This window comes from Actinoallomurus purpureus, assembly GCF_024055795.1.
In the GTDB taxonomy this organism is placed as follows: domain Bacteria; phylum Actinomycetota; class Actinomycetes; order Streptosporangiales; family Streptosporangiaceae; genus Actinoallomurus; species Actinoallomurus purpureus.
Genome location: NZ_JAMXMY010000010.1, coordinates 187,849 through 205,406, shown reverse-complemented (window position 1 = coordinate 205,406; position 17,558 = coordinate 187,849). Strand labels below are relative to the sequence as shown.

Here is a 17,558-nt window from a genome sequence, read left to right as displayed (position 1 = left end):
CACTTAGGGGTAAGCGACGAGCGCGGCCATGAACGGCCCGCCACACGGTCGTCCGGCGAGCGGCGACCCGAGAGATGACGGGCCCGTCCGTCATGAGATAGTCGGCAGCGATCGCACCCCCGAGGAAAGCAGTGGCATGACCGACCTTCCCGTCCGATGGTTCCAGGGCCACGACGGCACGGGGCTCGCGTATCGAGAGCTCGGACAGGGCCGGCCCGTGGTGCTCATCCACGGCTACTTCTCGACCGCGACGGTCAACTGGGTCCGCTACGGCCACGCCGCGACGATCGCGGCCCGCGGCCACCGCGTGATCATGCCGGATCTGCGCGGCCACGGAGACAGCGCCAAGCCGCACGACCCCGCCGCCTATCCCCCCGACGTGCTGACCGACGACGGATTCGCGCTGATCGAGCACCTGGGGCTCACCGACTACGACCTCGGCGGATACTCCCTCGGCGCCCGCACGACCGTACGGATGCTGACCCGCGGCGCGACACCCCGCCGCGCCATCGTGGCCGGGATGGGACTGGAAGGAATCCTGCACACCGCACAGCGTGGCGGCCACTTCCGGCGGATCCTCACCAACCTCGGCACGTTCGAACGCGGATCGTCCGAGTGGATGGCCGAGGCATTCCTGAAGACCGTCGGCGGCGACCCGGTGGCCCTGCTGGGCGTTCTCGACACGTTCACCGACACGCCGGCCGACGTGCTGAAGCGCATCGAGGTGCCGACGCTCGTGCTGACCGGCGCCAAGGACGACGACAACGGTTCCGCCGAGGCACTCGCCGACACCCTGGCGAACGCGCGCCGCACCGTCGTACCCGGCGACCACATGGGCGCGGTCACCAAGCCTGAACTCGGCACGGCGATCGCCGACTTCCTCGACACCACCGCCACGTCATAGACCGTCGGCCGGGCGGGAGGCCGGTGGGCCCGGTGCCCGAGGACGGCGCAAGGGCCGTCACCAAACCGCGCTCTGGGGTTCATCGCGACTTCCCCGAAAAATGGCCCACTATCGGGTGACAACCGAGCGTATTCGCACGGCGTCTTGATCAAGAACACGGGGTGCCGCGCGGTGTTCGTCCGGACATCGCGCGCACCGTTCCGGAAGGAAGATGCATGCGAAAAACGTTCGTCGGCGCCGCCACCGCCACCCTGTTGACTGGTCTTCTGGCCGGCGGCCAGGCGTACGCGGCCACCTCTCCCTGGAAGCTCGCTCAGAAGAACAACCTGGCGAACGCCAACGGGATCTCCGCCCTGTCCATCAGTGCGGGCGGCAGCGCCTGGGCGGCCGGCTACCAGTGGGTCAACGGCAAGCAGACCCCCTTGGTACAGCACCTCACCGGCAATGGGTGGACGACGCACTCGACGCCCAACGGCGTCGCCGGAGGCATCCGGTCGCTCGCCGCCTCGTCGAGCACCAACGTGTGGGCGTTCTCGTCGGCCGACGGCAGCACTCACGCCAGTCGCTGGAACGGCACGGCGTGGACGACGACGAACCTGCCCGGAGACTTCCACCCCACCGGCTCCGCCGCCATCAGCCCCTCGAACGTCTGGGCGGTCAGTGGCGGCACCGACGACCGCGACGAGACTCCCTCGAAGTACGCCGAGCACTGGACCGGCAAGAGCTGGAAGAAGGCCACCGTTCCGGCCACCGCGCTCGCGGTCGGCGCCTCGTCCACCAAGTACGTCTGGGCCGTCGGCACCTACAAGCGGCAGCCGGCCGTCATGCGCTGGAGCGGGACGTCGTGGAAGCTCACGAAGACCCCGACGATCAAGCTCGCCGGCTCCGGCGGATGGGGCGTGCTCAACGACGTCCTCGCGCTGTCCCCCAAGAACGTGTGGGCGGTCGGCGGCTCGGAGTGGTACTGCGGCGCGGACCACGACGCCATCTGCGCCAAGCCGGTCATCATGCACTGGAACGGCCGTACTTGGAGCGTGACCGTCGACAAGCAGGCGTCCCAGTCGTACACCAAGGTGGCCTCCGACGGCTCCGGCGGGGTGTGGCTGCTGCGCGGCCGCTGGAACGCGGCTCTCGTCCACAAGGTCGGTTCGAAGCTGACCGTCACCACCACGCCGCGGTCGGCCGGCAGCGACACGGATCTCCTCGCCCTCGCGGCGCATGGCAAAACCGTCTGGACTGCCGGCGCGGAGTACCCCCGGAGCGGCGCTACGGTGCCCGGCGGCGTCTACTTCCGTAACCACTGACGCACGCGGTTGAAGCGGGCCGGAGACCGATGCCTCCGGCCCGCGCGATGGCATTCGTCCTATCCCCGCCTGGAGACTCGATGGCCCACCCTGGTCTGCGATGCCATAGCCAAGATCGTTAGGGCACACCCTTACGGGAGGCGCAACATGCTCATCGCCATTTTCGTGGTCGGCGTGGTCGTTGTCGGCTCGGTCACCGGTCTGGTCGCGCTTCGCGGCCGCAGCAGGCGGGTTTCCGGCGAGCCGTCGACGCCGCTGTCGGACCCGCGCACTCACGCACGCGATACCACCGACCCGGCAACGTCGATCGACCAACTCCGCAGCCAGGGAAATTCCGGCGGACTGGTCTGAGGAGGCCTGAGCACCGCCACCGGCCTTGCCGTCGCGAACCTAACAGAATGATCTTTGGAGAGCGTTGATCGCCTGTTCCATAGGTTGATCACCAGCGGTTCGACGTAGGCTCGGCCACGGCGTTCCGACGTGTGACGGCCGGTTCAGGCGTGGGCGACAGCTCGGGTGGAGGCGTCGAGGATGTCACCCAAAGCCGCACGGGCCTGGGTGAGATCGGCCATGCGAGCGTCCAACTCGGCCAACTGGGTTCTGAGGTGGTCGAGAACGCAGGCCTGGACCTCGGTTCCGTCGCCGACGAAGCAGGGCATGAGCTCGCGGATGACCCTGGTAGGGAGCCCGGCGGCGAGCAGGGTGCGGATGCGGGCGACGGTGGCGGGGGCCTCAGGACCGTAATGACGGTGGCCGCCTTCGCTGCGGTGAGAGGTGAGCAGTCCCTGGGCCTCGTAGTAGCGGAGGAGACGTACGGCCACGCCCGTTTCGCGGGACAGCTCCCCGATCTTCATGTGACCCACCCCATAGAGAAGCGGCTTGAATCTGACACCGATGTCACATCCTAACGTTGATCACATGACGCCGACATCGACAACACAAGCACCGGTTTCGCTCTACGGATTCCTGACCCCCAAGCCCGGACACGCCAACGAACTCGGGAAGCTCCTGATGGATCTCGTCGAACCGTCCCGGGGGCACTTGGGAAACCTTCAGTACCACCTCCACGAGCAGGAGGACGGCCGGTTCTTCCTCTACGAGGTCTGGCGTTCGCAGGAGGACCTGGACCGGCACAACGCGACTGCGCTGCTGCGCGCCTTCATGGACGAACTGCCCGAGCATGTGGAAGGGGCACCCGAGGCCTACTTCGGCGCGATGAGGAGTTCCTACCCCACGTGACCTGACCGGCCAAGGCTCCGGCGAGCCGTCGACGCCACGGTCGGACCCGCGCACTCAGGCACGCGACACCACCGACCCGGCAACATCGATCGGCCAACTCCGCAGCCAGGGAAATCCCAGCAGACTGGCCTGAGGAGGCCTGAGCACCACCACCGGCCTTGCCGTCGCCCTGTCGACGTCACCGGCGTCGTCTCCACCGGAGACAACACGGTCGTCACCAGCACCGGCTCCGACGGAGGCGACACCACGGAGGTCATCGCGGTCGGCGGCAACGTCACCGGCGTCGTCTCCACCGAAGACAACATGGGCGTGTTTGCCCGTCGCGGGTGGCTCCGGCGAGGCGACAAGTAGCGGTCAGACGATCGCCAACCAAAGGGCCCGGCAGCAGCCGGGCCCTTCTCCCTGTTCATAAGTAGCGTCCCGCAGACCCGGTGCTTGTTCTTGTCGATATCAGTACCGCCCCGCCGGGTCATCCCCTCTGCCTTCGTCCCACCCCGGAGGCGTACCGACAGTGCGACGATGGCAGCCCGGTTTGCGCGAAGGCCCCTCGGAGAGTGCCATGTCATCGAAAGGTCACGAGCGCCGTCCGATTCCCGTCGGAGTCCGCGTGTGTGCCTATCTGGTCTTTGGCCTCGTGCTGTCGCCGCTGGTGCTGTCGGCGTGGATCGGCGAGTCCTGGACGACGGAGTTGAGGCAGGCCGTCCTTCCGACGTTGGCTCTGGGCGGTACGGCTGAGCTGTTTCACTGGTTGGAGCGTCGCCGCGCGTAGGCGGCGTGCAGGACGCCCGCGACCGGACGGTGGTCGAGCCTCTCCCCAAGTCGGCGTGTCCGCCCATTTGCCGTGATCATCTGGCGGTGTCTGCGTCTGTTGCTGTCACGGTTGCTGTCACTGAGTCGTTGACCGGACTACCGGACCAGAAAGGCGGGAGGGGGGTCGATGATCCCCCTCCCGCCCACGAGTCCGCTATGGCGCCTGCATGGCGCCACGGCTAGCCGGCCGAAGCCCCTCGTGCCCTGGTCCTGGGAGCCAGGTATGAGGGCCGACGGCACTGCTCAAGGGATCAGTTCCCCCTGTTCTCCCAGCACTCGGCGTGCAGGTTGGCCGTCTGCTCATCGTCTCCGAGCGTCCGGCGAGCCTGGTAGATCTGCTTGGCGGTTTCCTCGGGGTCGTCCGGACCTTCGGTGCTGTCCTTGCCGGCGTCGCCCCTGCTGAGCCAACGAGTCATTGCATTCCTCCCTCTTTGAGTACACCCTCCGTGCGACACGGGGGCGGCTCGGCCTTTGCGCGGGCCGTTGCATTGGTGACCGTACGGCGTGGCCAGGGGCTGGCCACGCCGTACGGGGAAGAAGTGCTCTACCCGGCGTTCGTGCTCCTCGTCGTCTACGGGCTGCGCCATGGTGAGGCCGATCATCCAGGACGGCTTCATCGAGTTGGCCGAACGGCAGTTGTTCGCGCGGCGGCGGGCCGGTGTCGACTGGCAGGAAACCGGGCTGGTCTTCACGACCAAGACTGGTCGGCTGATCGAACCGCGCAACCTCGCCCATGCCTTCGAGCGCATTACCGCCAAGGCTGGCCTGCGGCGGATCCGTGACCCGCCGGGCGAAGCCCGGCACCGGGGGTTCCAGGGGGTCACCCCCCTGGGAAAACACAAAGTCCCAGCGAAGCCGATCGAAGATCGGCGAGTAGCCGGGACATCGGGGGGGCTCGGGGGGTCGTCCCCCCGAAAAACATAGCGGCCAACGGCGAAGGTGACCGGAGGTCACCGAGCGACGTTGGCCGCACCGGGGGTTCCAGGGGGTCGTCCCCCTGGAAAGTACAAGGCTCCGGCAAAGCCGACCGAAGGTCGGCGAGTAGCCGGAGCCGAGTGGGCCTAGGTGGACTTGAACCACCGGCCTCATCCTTATCAGGGATGCGCTCTAACCGACTGAGCTATAGGCCCGTGCAGCTGCTCCCGTGTCGGAAGGACCAGGAGGCGACGTCGAGAAACATACCCGATCGTCGGCCCCAACAGGAAATCGAATCCCGTCTTCCGGGTCGGGGCGGCCGCGGATTACTGCTCGGCCTCCTTCAGCGTGACCTCGACGCCGCCCACGAGGTCCGCGGCCATGTTGTAGATGACCGACCAGACGGTCGCGAGCGCGGTGATGAGGAGGACGTTGAGCGTGCCGATCAGCGCGGTGTAGCCGAGGATCCGGGCCGCGGAGAACCAGCCGGCGGGGTTGAGGCCGCCGTTGCCGTTGGTCTTGCCCTGCAGGTCGCGGATCGTGTTGGTGAGGGCGTCGAAGACGCCGAGCCCCGACAGGATGAGGTAGAGCACGAAGACCGCGACGAACAGCACGAGGAAGCACACGAGCGACATGATGAAGCTGAACTTCATCACCGACCACGGCTCGAACCGCGCGACCTGAAGGTGGGCCTTACGCGGCGCCTTGCGGCTGACGGGCTTGTCGGGCGGGGTCGCGCCTGCGGGCCGCGGGGCGGGTTCGAGGGTGGTCGTCGGACGAGGTCCGTACGACGGGGCGGTGCCGGTCGTCGACCCGGTGCCGCCGAAGCCTGGACTCGTCTTTGGAATGTCCATGGACGTCGTCCTACCCGAGGCGGAACCCGGATCTCCCGGTTTCGGCTTTTCCTTGGCCGATCCATCACCGGTGGAACTCAGGGCTCCACGGGAGACGAGACGGTCCTTGCTGCCGACGGCCTCCCCGGTGGGATCGGGCTTCTTGGACGGCAGTTTGAGGTCCATCACGGTGTCCTCGGTGCCGTCCTTCTTGGCCGCCATGTCGATGACGGTCTCCTCCGCCTTATCGGCCGGCTCGCCCCCGTCGGCGGTGTCGTCGGTCTTCTTTACCGTCACCTCGTCAGTCGGCTTCTTCGCGGCGCTGGGCTTCTTGCCCTGGCCGCTCTTGCCGCCCGTCCCGGTGGTACGCCCGGACTCCCCGTCGGCGCCCTTTCCGGCGTTGGCCGTCATATAACCTCCCCGGGGAGGCGACGCACGGTCTGACGCGCCACGAGGCGTCTCACGCGTCGCCGCTCCCTTCCCCGGACTCTGTGTCCGGCTCAGCGTCGGTGTCCTCGATGGACTCCACGTTCCTCGCGATGGCGACCACACTGTCCCCATCGGCGAGATTCATTAGGCGTACCCCCATCGTGGAGCGGCCAGACTGCTTGATCTCGGCTGCTCGCGTGCGGATGACGCCACCGCTGACAGTGATGGCGTACACCTCATCTTCGGGCCTGACCATGAGGGCACCGACCAGCCTGCCGCGATTCTCCACGATCTTAGCGGTCAGGACACCCTTTCCCCCACGACCGTGGATCGGGTATTGGTCGGCTGGCGTGCGTTTGGCGTATCCGCCCTCGGTGGCGACGAGGACGTCCTCGCCTTCGAGGACGACGTGCATGTCGAGGACTTCCTGGCCGTCGTCGAAGCGCATGCCGATGACCCCGGCGGTGGCCCGGCCCATGGGCCGCAGGACTTCATCGCCGGCGGGGAAGCGGATGGCCTGCGCGCCGCTACTGACCATGAGCAGGTCGTCCTCAGGGGAGACCAGGCGCGCGGCGATGACCTCGTCGCCCTCGTCGAGGTTGATGGCGATGAGGCCGGCGGAGCGCGGCGAGTCGTACGCCGACAGGTCGGTCTTCTTGACGCGGCCCTGCTTGGTGGCGAGCACGAGGTACGGCGCGACGTCATAGTCGCGCAGGTCGAGGACCTCGGCGATGCGCTCGTCGGGCTGGAAGGCCAGCAGGTTGGCCACGTGCTGGCCGCGGCTGTCGCGGCTGGCCTCGGGCAGTTCGTACGCCTTGGCGCGGTAGACGCGGCCCTTGTTGGTGAAGAACAGGATCCAGTGGTGCGTCGTCGTCACGAAGAAGTGGTCGACGATGTCGTCCTGTTTGAGCTGTGCGCCGCGGACGCCCTTTCCGCCGCGCTTCTGCGCGCGGTAGAGGTCGGTCTTGGTGCGCTTGGCGTAGCCACCGCGAGTGATGGTGACCACGACGTCGTCTTCGGCGATGAGGTCTTCCATCGAGACATCGCCCTCGAAGGGGATGATCTTCGTACGGCGTTCGTCACCGAACTTCTCGACGATGACCTTCAGCTCGTCGCGGACGATCGTGCGCTGCCGCACCGGCGAGGCGAGGATGTCGTTGTAGTCGGCGATCTCCGCCATGAGCTTGTCGTACTCGTCGGTGATCTGCTGGCGCTCCAGGGCGGCCAGCTTGCGCAGCTGCATGTCGAGGATGGCCTGCGCCTGGATCTCGTCGATCTCCAGGAGCCGCATCAGGCCTGTCTGCGCCTGGGCCGCGGACGGCGAGCGCCGGATCAGCGCGATGACCTCTTCGATCCGGTCGAGGGCCTTGAGGAGTCCACGCAGGATGTGGGCGCGCTCTTCGGCCTTGCGCAGCAGGAAGCGCGTACGCCGGACGATGACGTCGATCTGGTGGTCGACCCAGTAGCGGACGAACTGGTCGAGACGGAGCGTGCGGGGCACGCCGTCGACCAGGGCGAGCATGTTCGCGCCGAAGGTCTCCTGCAGCTGTGTGTGCTTGTACAGGTTGTTGAGGACGACCTTGGCGACGGCATCCCGCTTGAGGACGATGACGAGCCGCTGGCCGGTCCGGCCGGAGGTCTCGTCCCGTACGTCGGCGACGCCGTTGATCTTCCCTTCCTTCACCTGCTCCGCGATCTTCAGAGCGAGGTTGTCGGGGTTGACCTGGTACGGCAGCTCGCTGACGACGAGGCAGGTGCGGCCCTGGATCTCCTCGACCTCGACCACCGCACGCATCGTGATCAGGCCGCGGCCGGTGCGGTAGGCCTCCTCGATGCCCCGGCGGCCGACGATGAGACCGTGGGTCGGGAAGTCCGGGCCCTTGATCCGCTCGACGAGAGCGTCGAGGAGCGCCTCGTCGTTCGTCTCGTAGTTGTCGAGGTACCACTCGACGCCGGCCGCCACCTCGCGCAGGTTGTGCGGCGGGATGTTGGTGGCCATGCCGACGGCGATGCCGGCCGAGCCGTTGACGAGCAGGTTGGGGAAGCGGCTGGGCAGGACGTCGGGCTCCTGGGAGCGCCCGTCGTAGTTGGGCGAGAAGTCGACGGTCTCCTTCTCGATGTCCCGCAGCATCTCCATGGCCAGCGGCGCCATCCGGCACTCGGTGTACCGCATGGCCGCGGCCGGGTCGTTGCCCGGGGAGCCGAAGTTGCCGTTGCCGTCGACCAGTGGGTACCGCATCGCCCACGGCTGTGCCAGCCGGACCAGCGCGTCGTAGATCGCGCTGTCGCCGTGCGGGTGGTAGTTACCCATGACGTCGCCGACGACGCGGGCGCACTTGAAGTACCCCCGGTCGGGCCGGTAGCCGCCGTCGTACATCGCGTACAGCACGCGCCGGTGCACCGGCTTGAGCCCGTCGCGCACCTCGGGCAGCGCTCGCGAGACGATGACCGACATCGCGTAGTCGAGATAGCTGCGCTGCATCTCGACCTGGATGTCGACCGGCTCGACGCGATCGGCCGGGCCTTCCGGCGGCAGGGTAACGTCCGTCACCTGGGAACCTCTTCCGCTGTTGAGTCAGTGGCCGGGGCGGCACCGGGGGTCGGCCCGGTGCCCGTGTTCCGGCTAGATGTCGAGGAAGCGCACGTCCTTGGCGTTGCGCTGGATGAACGAGCGCCGAGCCTCGACGTCCTCACCCATGAGAACGGTGAACAGCTCGTCCGCCTGGGCCGCGTCGTCGAGCGTGACCTGGAGGAGGACGCGGTTGGCCGGGTCCATGGTGGTGTCCCACAGCTCGTTGGCGTTCATCTCGCCAAGGCCCTTGAAGCGCTGGACGCCGTCGCGCGGCCGGGGGTCGCGCTTGCCGGCGGCGATGCCCGCCTCGATGACCGCGTCGCGCTCGCGGTCGGAGTAGACGTAGTCGGAGTCCTGGCCCCGCGCGTCCCACTTGATCTTGTACAGCGGCGGCTGGGCGAGGTAGACGTGGCCGGCCTCGACGAGCGGCTTCATGAAGCGGAACAGCAGGGTCAGCAGCAGCGTGCGGATGTGCTGGCCGTCGACGTCGGCGTCAGCCATCAGAATGATCTTGTGGTACCGCAGCTTCTCGATGTCGAACTCGGCGTGGATGCCGGTGCCCAGGGCGGTGATCATCGCCTGGACCTCGTTGTTCTTCAGGACCCGGTCGATGCGGGCCTTCTCCACGTTGAGGATCTTTCCCCGGATGGGGAGGATCGCCTGGTGCATGGCGTCGCGGCCGCCCTTGGCCGAGCCGCCCGCCGAGTCGCCCTCGACGACGTAGATCTCGCACTTGGCCGGGTCGGTGGACTGGCAGTCCGACAGCTTGCCGGGCAGCGACGTCGACTCGAGCAGGCTCTTACGCCGGGTCAGGTCGCGCGCCTGCCGCGCGGCGATGCGGGCGCGGGCCGCCTGCGTGGCCTTGTTGATGACCTCCTTGGCCTCACCGGGGTTGCGGTCCAGCCAGTCGCGCAGGTTCTCGTACATCGCGCGCTGGACGAAGGACTTCGCCTCGGTGTTGCCGAGCTTGGTCTTGGTCTGGCCCTCGAACTGGGGGTCGGCCATCTTGATCGAGATGATCGCGGTGAGGCCCTCACGGACGTCCTCGCCGGCGAGGTTGTCGTCCTTGCCCTCGCGCAGCAGCTTCTGCTCGCGCGCGTACTTGTTGACGACGGTCGTCAGCGCGGCGCGGAAGCCCTCCTCGTGCGTGCCGCCCTCCGCCGTGTTGATCGTGTTGGCGAAGGTGTGGACGGACTCGGAGTAGGCGCCGCTCCACTGCATCGCGACCTCGACCGACATGCCCTCGGTCTCCTCGCTGAACGCGATGACCGAGTTGTGGACGGCGTCCTTCTTGGCATTGATATAGCGGACGAAGTCCTCGATGCCGCCCTCGTAGTGGTACGAGACCACACGCGGCTCACCGTTGATGTGGTCCGGCCGCTCGTCGCGCAGCGCGATGGACAGCCCGCGGTTGAGGAAGGCCATCTCCTGCATTCGCCGGCTGAGCGTCTCGAAGTTCCACTCGAGCGTCTCGAAGATCGACCCGTCCGGCCAGAAGGTGATGATGGTGCCGGTCTCGTCGGTCGGCTCGCCCTTGGCCAGCGTCGTCTCGGGTCCCTGCCAGGTGTAGGACTGCCGCCACACGTGGCCGTCGGTCCGCACCTCGGCCTCGAGCCGGGTGGACAGGGCGTTCACCACCGCGGAACCGACACCGTGCAGACCACCGGAGACGGCGTAGGACTTGCTGTCGAACTTCCCGCCGGCGTGCAGGGTGGTCAGGACCAGCTCGATCGCCGGTCGCTTCTCCACCGGGTGCTCCCCGACGGGGATCCCACGGCCGTTGTCCTTGACCCGTACGCCACCGTCGGCGAGCAGGGTCACCTCGATGGCGTCCGCGTATCCGGCCAACGCCTCGTCGACGGAGTTGTCCACGATCTCGTAGACGAGATGGTGGAGACCGCGCTCTCCGGTGGAACCGATGTACATGCCTGGGCGCTTGCGAACCGCCTCGAGGCCTTCTAGGACAGTAATCGAGCTAGCGTCGTACACCAAGTGGAGATCCTCCTGCCGGAGGACACGCGCCGCGCAGCTCCCCGTAACACACAAGCAGGGCGCCCGATCCACGGGCGGCCCGCAACGGCGATCGTGTCCTGTATCCGGCCTCCATTCTATCCGTCCCGGACCTGTTCTTGGGCCATGTAGGGCCTTCTCAGGCCGCACAAGCGCCGAACAGAGCCGCCCGGAAGTCCCCCTACCGGTCCAGGGGGGTCACGAGGCGTACGGACGACGAAATCGAATCGGGCCGGATCGCGCAAGCCGTCTCCCACAGCCTGTGGAAAACCACCCTCAGGTACGGCGGCGGCCGCCGGTCACCCGAAGGCGGCCCGTGCCGCGCGGCCCCGATGAGGGTCCGACGACCTTGACCCGCTGCACGGTTCCGTGGCCGAGCTCCTCGTTGAGCCGCTTGACCAGCGTCGCGGACAGCAGGCGCAGCTGCGCCGCCCAGGTGGTGGAGTCGGCGGCCACGACGAGGATCCCGTCCTCGAACGTCTGAGGCTCGGTGTGCTCGGCCAGCTCCGGCCCCACGATCCGCGGCCAGTTCCCGAACACGCCGCCGACGGCGGCGCGCTCCTCCCAGCCCCGGGCCGCCAGCAGCTCGCGGATGGCCGGGCCGAACGCCGTCGGGTCGCCGCCGCCGCGCCGGGGGTCCCGGCCGCCACGGGACCGTTTCTTACGGGTCTGCCCGGGCTGCGCGCCGCGCCGCTTCGCGTCGGCCTTGGCCTGCGCGAGAGCCTCACGGGCCAACTCGATCCCCGACTTCGGCTTGTCCACAGGCTGTGGATCCTGCTGGTCATCGGACACGCGTGACCTCCCCATCCGCGACCTCGTACGTCGCGCCGCTGAGCCGCTCGGGCACGTCCTCGGGGACGGCCGCGGTGATCAGCACCTGTTCGGCCTGGGCGACCATCTCGGCCAGACGGTCGCGTCGCCCGGTGTCGAGCTCGGCGAACACGTCGTCCAGGATCAGCACCGGGTCGTCGCCGTCGGCGCGCAGCAGCTCGTACGACGCGAGGCGCAGCGCGAGCGCGAACGACCAGGACTCGCCGTGGCTGGCGTAACCGCGCGCCGGCAGGTCGCCCAGCTTGAGCAGCAGCTCGTCGCGGTGCGGGCCGACCAGGCTGACCCCCCGCTCGAGCTCGTTCTTTCGCGCCTCCGCCATCCCCGTCAACAGGGCCTCGGTCAGCTGTGCACGGTCTGTGGACAACTCCCGTGGCTCACCCGGCGAACCCCCGGCCGCCGACGCGCGGTACTCGAGGTCGGCCGCTCCGCCGGGGGCGAGGGCGGCGTACGCCTTGGCGACCAGCGGGCCGAGCGCGGCGACCAGTTCGAGGCGGGCGCCGAGGAGCTCGGCGCCGGTGCGGGCGAGGTGGGTGTCCCACACGTCGAGTGTGCTGAGCACCTCCGGACCGGGCGCGCGGCGGTGCGCGGCCGCGGATTTCAACAGGGCGTTGCGCTGCTTGAGGACACGGTCGTAGTCGGAGCGGACCCCCGCGAATCGTGGCGCCCGGACGGTCAGCAGCTCGTCGAGGAACCGGCGGCGCTCGCCGGGGTCGCCCTTCACCAGGACCAGGTCCTCGGGAGCGAACAGCACGGTCCGCAGCATCCCCAGCACCTCACGGGGGCGCTGCACCGCCGACCGGTTGAGCCGGGCACGGTTGGCCCGCCCCGGGTTGATCTCCAGCTCGATCAGCGCCTTGCGCTCGTCACGGACGATCCCGGCTCGTACGATCGCCCGCTGCGCACCGTGCCGGACCAGCGGCGCGTCCGTGGACACGCGGTGGCTGCCGTGCAGCGCGACGTACCCGATGGCCTCGACGAGGTTCGTCTTGCCCTGGCCGTTCGGGCCGAGGAAGGCGCTGATCCCGGGCTCGAGGGCGATCTCCGCCGATTCGTACGACCGGAAGTCCTGCAGCGTGAGGTGGGCGACGTACACCCAGACGAGGGTAGGCCCTGTGGACGATCCGCGCTGCCCGGCCGCACCTCGGCCCCGTGGAGGGGGCGGGTGCGGCCGTGGAGAACGCGGCCGGGCCGTCGCGATCGAGATCCCGGCGTGGCCGTCCCCAGATCGGGCCGAATTTTCCACAGCCCTGTGGATTACCGGAGCCGGTCCGCTCCCGGCACGCCGGGGATCAGGACTGCGGCGGGATGACGTCGGCGCCGGGGGAGTCCGCACCCTTCAACGTCTCCACCGCGTGGCCCCCGAACTGGTTGCGCAGCGCGGCGACCATCTTCATGGCCGGAGAGTCGTCCTGCCGGGAGGCGAAGCGAGCGAACAGCGAGGCGGTGATGACCGGCAGCGGAACCGCGAGGTCCACCGCGGCCTGCACCGTCCACCGGCCCTCGCCGGAGTCCTGTGCATAACCCTTGAGGCGGGCCAGCTCCGGGTCCTCCTCGAGCGCGCGGTCCGCCAGGTCGAGCAGCCAGGACCGGATGACCGTGCCCTCGCGCCAGCTGCGGAAGGTCTCCGGGATGTTCTTGACGACGCCGCTGGCCTCGAGCAGCTCCCAGCCCTCGGCGAACGCCTGCATCATGCCGTACTCGATGCCGTTGTGGACCATCTTGGCGAAGTGCCCGGCCCCGACGGAGCCCGCGTGCACGAACCCGAACTCGCCCTCGGGCTTGAGCGCCTCGAAGACCGGCATGAGGTGTTTGACGTGCTCGTCGTCGCCGCCGACCATCAGCGCGTAGCCGTTCTGCAGCCCCCAGACGCCCCCGCTGACGCCGACGTCGACGAAGCCGATGCCGCGCTCGGCCAGCAGCGCGGCGTGCTTCTGGTCGTCCTCGTAGTGCGAGTTGCCGCCGTCGATCACGACGTCACCAGCGTCGAGCAACTCGCCGAGCCGGTCGACGGTGGCACGCGTCGGGTCGCCGGCGGGGACCATGACCCACACCGCCCGTGGGGCGCTCAGCCGCTGGACCAGCTCCTCCATGGAGCCGACATCGCTGACCGCCGGGTCACGGTCATAGCCGACGACCGTGTGCCCGGCCTGCCGAATCCGCTTGGCCATGTTGCCGCCCATACGGCCGAGCCCGATCATCCCGAGTTCCATGAACATCTCCTCAGATGGCGCTCTGTGTCCGTCTGAGCCTAGTTACCCCGGAGATTCAGCTTGACAGCCGGATGGGCATGATCAGGTAGCGGTAATCGGGATCGCCGTCGTCGGCGGGCTTGCCGGTGATGACCGCGGGTTTCGTCGACGTCGTCATGGCCAGTCGGGCGACGTCCGAGCCGATCGCGCTGAGGCCGTCGAGCAGGAAGTTCGGGTTGAAGGCGATGTCGATGTCCTGCCCGTCGAGGGCCGCGCCGAGAACTTCCACAGCCTGTGCGTCGTCGCCGCTGCCCGCCTCCAGCACGACCTCGTCCTGCCGGAACGACAGGCGCACGGGGGTGTTCTTCTCCGCGACCAGGCCGACGCGCTTCACTGCCTCGGCGAACGGACCGGTCTGGATCTCCGCCACGGCCGAGGTCTCCTTGGGCCACAGCGACTGGTACTTCACGAACTCCGCGTCGAGCAGACGCGTCGTCGTACGGCGGCCGCCGCCCTCGAAGCCGATCATGCCCTCGCCGCTGCCTCCGGCCGCCAGGGCGATGGAGACCTCCGCACCCGAGGTGAGGGACTTGGCGGTGTCCGAGAGCGTCTTGGCGGGCACGAGAGCGACCGCGGAGATGTCGGGCCGCTCCGGCTGCCAGCGGAGCGTACGGACCGCGAGACGGTAGCGGTCGGTGGAGGCGAGCGTCACGGCGTCGCCCTCGATCTCCACACGGACACCCGTGAGCATCGGGAGGGTGTCGTCCCGGCCCGCGGCGATCGCCACCTGGGAGACGGCGGCGGCGAACGCGTCGCTGCCGATGGTGCCCGCGGCCGGCGGCATCTCCGGAAGGCTCGGGTAGTCCTCCACAGGCATGGTCAGCAGTGTGAACTTCGCCGACCCGCACTTCAGCGTGACCTTGGCCCCGTCGGTGGTGATCTCGACAGGGGCGGCGGGCAGGCTGCGGGAGATCTCGGCCAGCAGCCGGCCCGACACCAGCGCGGTGCCCGGCTCGTCGGCGTCGATGTCCATCGTCATCTGGGCCGAGACCTCGTAGTCGAACGACGACAGCTTCAGCTGGTCGCCGGCCTCGATGAGCATCCCGGCCAGCACCGGGACGGGCGGACGGACCGGCAACGACCGCGCGGTCCAGGCAACGGCGTCGGCGAGAACGTCTCTCTCGATGCGGAACTTCACTTTGGACCGTCTCCTGAGGTTTTGATCACCTTGTGTGGTGGAACTGAAGAAACCGTACGGGGCTGGCGGCTCGGCTCGCATGCCCCTCTACGTTTTGACTTTCTTTCTTTGTAGATACAAGGAGAGTCATCGTCATAGGGACCGTGGATACTGTGGAGAAGTCTAGTCTTCGCAGGTCAGACCGCGTTTCTGTATCCACCTCGGGTGTGCATCACCCCTGTGGATTCGGTGGATGGCTGGGGATGACGAGAATCCATCCCCACCTCGTCCACCGTCCATCCCCATCTCATCCACCGTTTTCCCCCTCTGATCCACAGGGTTGTCCACGGTGATCCATCCACAGGTTTTTCCCCACCCTGTGTAATCCACGATCTCGGGATAACCACTGTGCATGACCTGTGGACGCCTGTGGACCGCTGGGGACAACCGGATCGTCGCGGACGACAACTCAGGCTCCGCCGTTGCGGGCCTGCTGCTTGATGCGGTTCGTCAGCTCGGTGACCTGGTTGTAGATCGGCCGCTTCTCCGCCATCAGCTTGCGAATCTTCTTCTCCGCGTGCATGACCGTCGTGTGGTCACGGCCGCCGAACTGCTGCCCGATCTTCGGCAGCGACAGGTCGGTGAGCTCCCGGCACAGGTACATCGCGATCTGCCGGGCGGTCACCAGCACGCGTGAGCGCGACGGCCCGCACAGCTGCTCCATGTCGATCCCGAAGTACGTCGCCGTCTGCGCCATGATCGTTGCTGCGGTGATCTCGGGGCCGCTGTCGTTGGGGATGAGATCCTTCAACACGATCTCGGCGAGCTGAAGATCCACCGACTGGCGGTTCAGACTGGCGAACGCCGTGACGCGGATCAGCGCTCCCTCCAGCTCCCGGATGTTGGTGGAGATCTTCGAGGCGATGTACTCCAGCACCTCCGGCGGCGCGACCAGGCCCTCCTGCACCGCCTTCTTGCGCAGGATCGCGATCCGAGTCTCCAGCTCGGGCGGCTGCACGTCGGTGATCAGCCCCCATTCGAACCGGTTGCGCAGCCGGTCCTCCAGCGTCACCAGCTGCTTGGGCGCGCGGTCACTGGAGATCACGATCTGCTTGTTGGCGTTGTGGAGGGTGTTGAAGGTGTGGAAGAACTCCTCCTGCGTCTGCTCCTTGTTCTCCAGGAACTGGATGTCGTCGACGAGGAGGATGTCCATGTCCCGGTAGCGGCGGCGGAAGTTGTCGGCCTTGCCGTCCCGGATCGCGTTGATGAAGTCGTTGGTGAACTCCTCGGAGCTCACGTAGCGCACGCGCGCCCCATTGAACAGGCTCTGGGCGTAGTGGCCGATGGCGTGCAGCATGTGCGTCTTGCCGAGCCCGGAGTCGCCGTAGATGAACAGCGGGTTGTACGCCTTGGCCGGCGCCTCCGCGACCGCCACGGCCGCCGCGTGCGCGAACCGGTTGGACGAGCCGATGACGAACGTGTCGAAGGTGTACTTCGGGTTCAGCCGCGCGGGCTCCGTGCTCGCCTTCTCGGCCGGGTCCGAGGACGGGCGGGCCTGCCAGCCGCCGCCCGGCACCGCACCCGGGGTCGGCACGAAGGGGTCGCGTTGGGCGCCCGGCACATTCGGCATGCCCTGCTGGTCGTGGCGGCGCTGCGGCTCCTGCTGGTACGGGGCGCCGTACTGGTCGCGGTACGTCTCGCCGCGATAGGGGTCGCCACCGTACTGAGGCTCGGGACGATAACGCTCGCCGCCGTACCGCTCGCCGCCGTACGGACCGGGCCCCGGCTCTCCGTATCCGCCGGCGCCCGGCCCTCCGGGATCGCCGTATCCGCCGCCCGGCCCTCCGGGGTTCGGGCCTCCGGGGCCTGGATCGCCGTACGGCCCGGAGCCGGGGTCGCCGATCGGGCCGCGCGGCGGGGCCTCGGTGAACCGGGGACCTTCGAGGCGGTAACCGCCGGGCCCGTGGGGCGGCTGCTCGTGATCGGTCTCCGGCTCGGTCGGGATCGGCCGCTCGAGCGGCGCCGGGTCCGGCTGCACCGTGACCACCACGCGGATGTCGCGGCCGAGCTGGGCGGACAGCACCTCGGTGATGAACGGGTGCAGGCGGTTCTCCAGCACCTCTTTGGCGAACTCGTTCGGCGTCGCCAGCAGCGCGGTGTCCTCGACCAGGGCCAGCGGCCGGGTCATGGAGAGCCAGGCACGATGCTGCGGGGGCAGATCGTTGGGCAGGGCCTCCAGTGCCCTCGTCCACACGAGCGCAAGATCCAGCCCGTCCATATCCTGGTTCCCCTCCCTCAAAGCGGCCGGCGCCCCGGTAGTGGGCGTTCTCCTCCCGCACAACGTC

The 17,558-nt window shown here is 68.3% G+C and carries 16 protein-coding genes and 1 tRNA gene; 6 read left to right on the top strand and 11 right to left on the bottom strand.

Annotation, left to right across the window (positions count from 1 at the left end; genetic code table 11):
- Positions 1-136 precede the first annotated feature (136 nt).
- The 3 genes from NE236_RS20290 to NE236_RS20280 all read left to right on the top strand — a co-directional run bounded on the left by NE236_RS20290 (position 137) and on the right by NE236_RS20280 (position 2,559).
- A complete protein-coding gene (locus NE236_RS20290) occupies positions 137-904 on the top strand; it encodes an alpha/beta fold hydrolase (RefSeq protein WP_252843603.1) in 768 nt (255 codons plus the stop codon).
- A gap of 215 nt (positions 905-1,119) precedes the next feature.
- Positions 1,120-2,208 carry a hypothetical protein gene (locus tag NE236_RS20285; RefSeq protein WP_252843602.1) on the top strand — a complete coding sequence of 363 codons (1,089 nt, stop codon included), beginning with the start codon at positions 1,120-1,122 and terminating at the stop codon, positions 2,206-2,208.
- Positions 2,209-2,355: 147 nt separating this feature from the next.
- Positions 2,356-2,559, top strand: a complete 204-nt coding sequence (locus tag NE236_RS20280; protein WP_252843601.1) for a hypothetical protein — start codon at positions 2,356-2,358, stop codon at positions 2,557-2,559.
- A gap of 143 nt (positions 2,560-2,702) precedes the next feature.
- Here NE236_RS20280 and NE236_RS20275 read toward each other — a convergent pair whose 3' ends face one another.
- Complete coding sequence (locus tag NE236_RS20275; protein WP_252843600.1) at positions 2,703-3,062, bottom strand: MerR family transcriptional regulator; 360 nt, start codon at positions 3,060-3,062, stop codon at positions 2,703-2,705.
- Between the two features lie 64 nt (positions 3,063-3,126).
- Between NE236_RS20275 and NE236_RS20270 the strand changes: the two genes are divergently transcribed.
- Together NE236_RS20270 and NE236_RS20265 are read left to right on the top strand one after the other, a co-directional pair.
- Positions 3,127-3,447 carry a putative quinol monooxygenase gene (locus tag NE236_RS20270; protein ID WP_252843599.1) on the top strand — a complete coding sequence of 107 codons (321 nt, stop codon included), beginning with the start codon at positions 3,127-3,129 and terminating at the stop codon, positions 3,445-3,447.
- A 607-nt stretch (positions 3,448-4,054) separates the two neighbouring features.
- The gene (locus NE236_RS20265; RefSeq protein ID WP_252843598.1) at positions 4,055-4,216 is read left to right on the top strand and encodes a hypothetical protein; all 162 of its coding nucleotides are present in this window, start codon (positions 4,055-4,057) and stop codon (positions 4,214-4,216) included.
- A 292-nt stretch (positions 4,217-4,508) separates the two neighbouring features.
- On the opposite strand, the gene NE236_RS20260 is transcribed toward NE236_RS20265, so the two are convergent.
- Positions 4,509-4,673, bottom strand: a complete 165-nt coding sequence (locus NE236_RS20260; RefSeq protein WP_252843597.1) for a hypothetical protein — start codon at positions 4,671-4,673, stop codon at positions 4,509-4,511.
- A 169-nt stretch (positions 4,674-4,842) separates the two neighbouring features.
- Here NE236_RS20260 and NE236_RS20255 point away from each other — a divergent pair, with 169 nt between their 5' ends.
- On the top strand, positions 4,843-5,181 hold the full coding sequence (locus NE236_RS20255; protein ID WP_252843596.1) for a hypothetical protein: 339 nt from the start codon (positions 4,843-4,845) through the stop codon (positions 5,179-5,181).
- 132 nt (positions 5,182-5,313) lie between these two features.
- Here the strand turns inward: NE236_RS20255 and NE236_RS20250 are convergent.
- The 9 genes from NE236_RS20250 to dnaA form a co-directional block, all read right to left on the bottom strand.
- Positions 5,314-5,387, bottom strand: a tRNA-Ile gene (locus tag NE236_RS20250).
- 111 nt (positions 5,388-5,498) lie between these two features.
- The gene (locus tag NE236_RS44550; protein ID WP_308209131.1) at positions 5,499-6,416 is read right to left on the bottom strand and encodes a DUF3566 domain-containing protein; all 918 of its coding nucleotides are present in this window, start codon (positions 6,414-6,416) and stop codon (positions 5,499-5,501) included.
- 49 nt (positions 6,417-6,465) lie between these two features.
- On the bottom strand, positions 6,466-8,985 hold the full coding sequence (gyrA, locus tag NE236_RS20240) for a DNA gyrase subunit A (protein WP_308209130.1): 2,520 nt from the start codon (positions 8,983-8,985) through the stop codon (positions 6,466-6,468).
- 72 nt (positions 8,986-9,057) lie between these two features.
- Entirely contained in the window at positions 9,058-10,998 is a 1,941-nt protein-coding gene (gyrB, locus tag NE236_RS20235) for a DNA topoisomerase (ATP-hydrolyzing) subunit B (RefSeq protein ID WP_289850633.1), read from the bottom strand.
- A gap of 294 nt (positions 10,999-11,292) precedes the next feature.
- Positions 11,293-11,808: a DciA family protein gene (locus NE236_RS20230; RefSeq protein WP_252843594.1), complete on the bottom strand. Its 516-nt coding sequence runs from the start codon at positions 11,806-11,808 to the stop codon at positions 11,293-11,295.
- The gene (gene recF, locus NE236_RS20225) at positions 11,798-12,940 is read right to left on the bottom strand and encodes a DNA replication/repair protein RecF (protein ID WP_252843593.1); all 1,143 of its coding nucleotides are present in this window, start codon (positions 12,938-12,940) and stop codon (positions 11,798-11,800) included. Before recF ends, NE236_RS20230 begins: the two co-directional genes overlap by 11 nt.
- A 196-nt stretch (positions 12,941-13,136) precedes the next feature.
- Entirely contained in the window at positions 13,137-14,057 is a 921-nt protein-coding gene (gnd, locus tag NE236_RS20220) for a phosphogluconate dehydrogenase (NAD(+)-dependent, decarboxylating) (RefSeq protein WP_252843592.1), read from the bottom strand.
- A gap of 55 nt (positions 14,058-14,112) precedes the next feature.
- Positions 14,113-15,234 carry a DNA polymerase III subunit beta gene (gene dnaN, locus NE236_RS20215; RefSeq protein WP_252843591.1) on the bottom strand — a complete coding sequence of 374 codons (1,122 nt, stop codon included), beginning with the start codon at positions 15,232-15,234 and terminating at the stop codon, positions 14,113-14,115.
- Between the two features lie 448 nt (positions 15,235-15,682).
- Positions 15,683-17,491 carry a chromosomal replication initiator protein DnaA gene (gene dnaA / locus NE236_RS43660; protein WP_289850632.1) on the bottom strand — a complete coding sequence of 603 codons (1,809 nt, stop codon included), beginning with the start codon at positions 17,489-17,491 and terminating at the stop codon, positions 15,683-15,685.
- Positions 17,492-17,558 lie beyond the last annotated feature (67 nt).

Bases quoted from the DNA above. Each gene is read 5' to 3' on its own strand.
- NE236_RS20290 (WP_252843603.1), top strand. From the start codon at position 137: ATGACCGACCTTCCCGTCCGATGGTTCCAGGGCCACGACGGCACGGGG.
- NE236_RS20285 (WP_252843602.1), top strand. From the start codon at position 1,120: ATGCGAAAAACGTTCGTCGGCGCCGCCACCGCCACCCTGTTGACTGGT.
- NE236_RS20280 (WP_252843601.1), top strand. From the start codon at position 2,356: ATGCTCATCGCCATTTTCGTGGTCGGCGTGGTCGTTGTCGGCTCGGTC.
- NE236_RS20275 (WP_252843600.1), bottom strand. From the start codon at position 3,062: ATGAAGATCGGGGAGCTGTCCCGCGAAACGGGCGTGGCCGTACGTCTC.
- NE236_RS20270 (WP_252843599.1), top strand. From the start codon at position 3,127: ATGACGCCGACATCGACAACACAAGCACCGGTTTCGCTCTACGGATTC.
- NE236_RS20260 (WP_252843597.1), bottom strand. From the start codon at position 4,673: ATGACTCGTTGGCTCAGCAGGGGCGACGCCGGCAAGGACAGCACCGAA.
- NE236_RS20255 (WP_252843596.1), top strand. From the start codon at position 4,843: ATGGTGAGGCCGATCATCCAGGACGGCTTCATCGAGTTGGCCGAACGG.
- NE236_RS44550 (WP_308209131.1), bottom strand. From the start codon at position 6,416: ATGACGGCCAACGCCGGAAAGGGCGCCGACGGGGAGTCCGGGCGTACC.
- gnd (WP_252843592.1), bottom strand. From the start codon at position 14,057: ATGGAACTCGGGATGATCGGGCTCGGCCGTATGGGCGGCAACATGGCC.
- dnaA (WP_289850632.1), bottom strand. From the start codon at position 17,491: ATGGACGGGCTGGATCTTGCGCTCGTGTGGACGAGGGCACTGGAGGCC.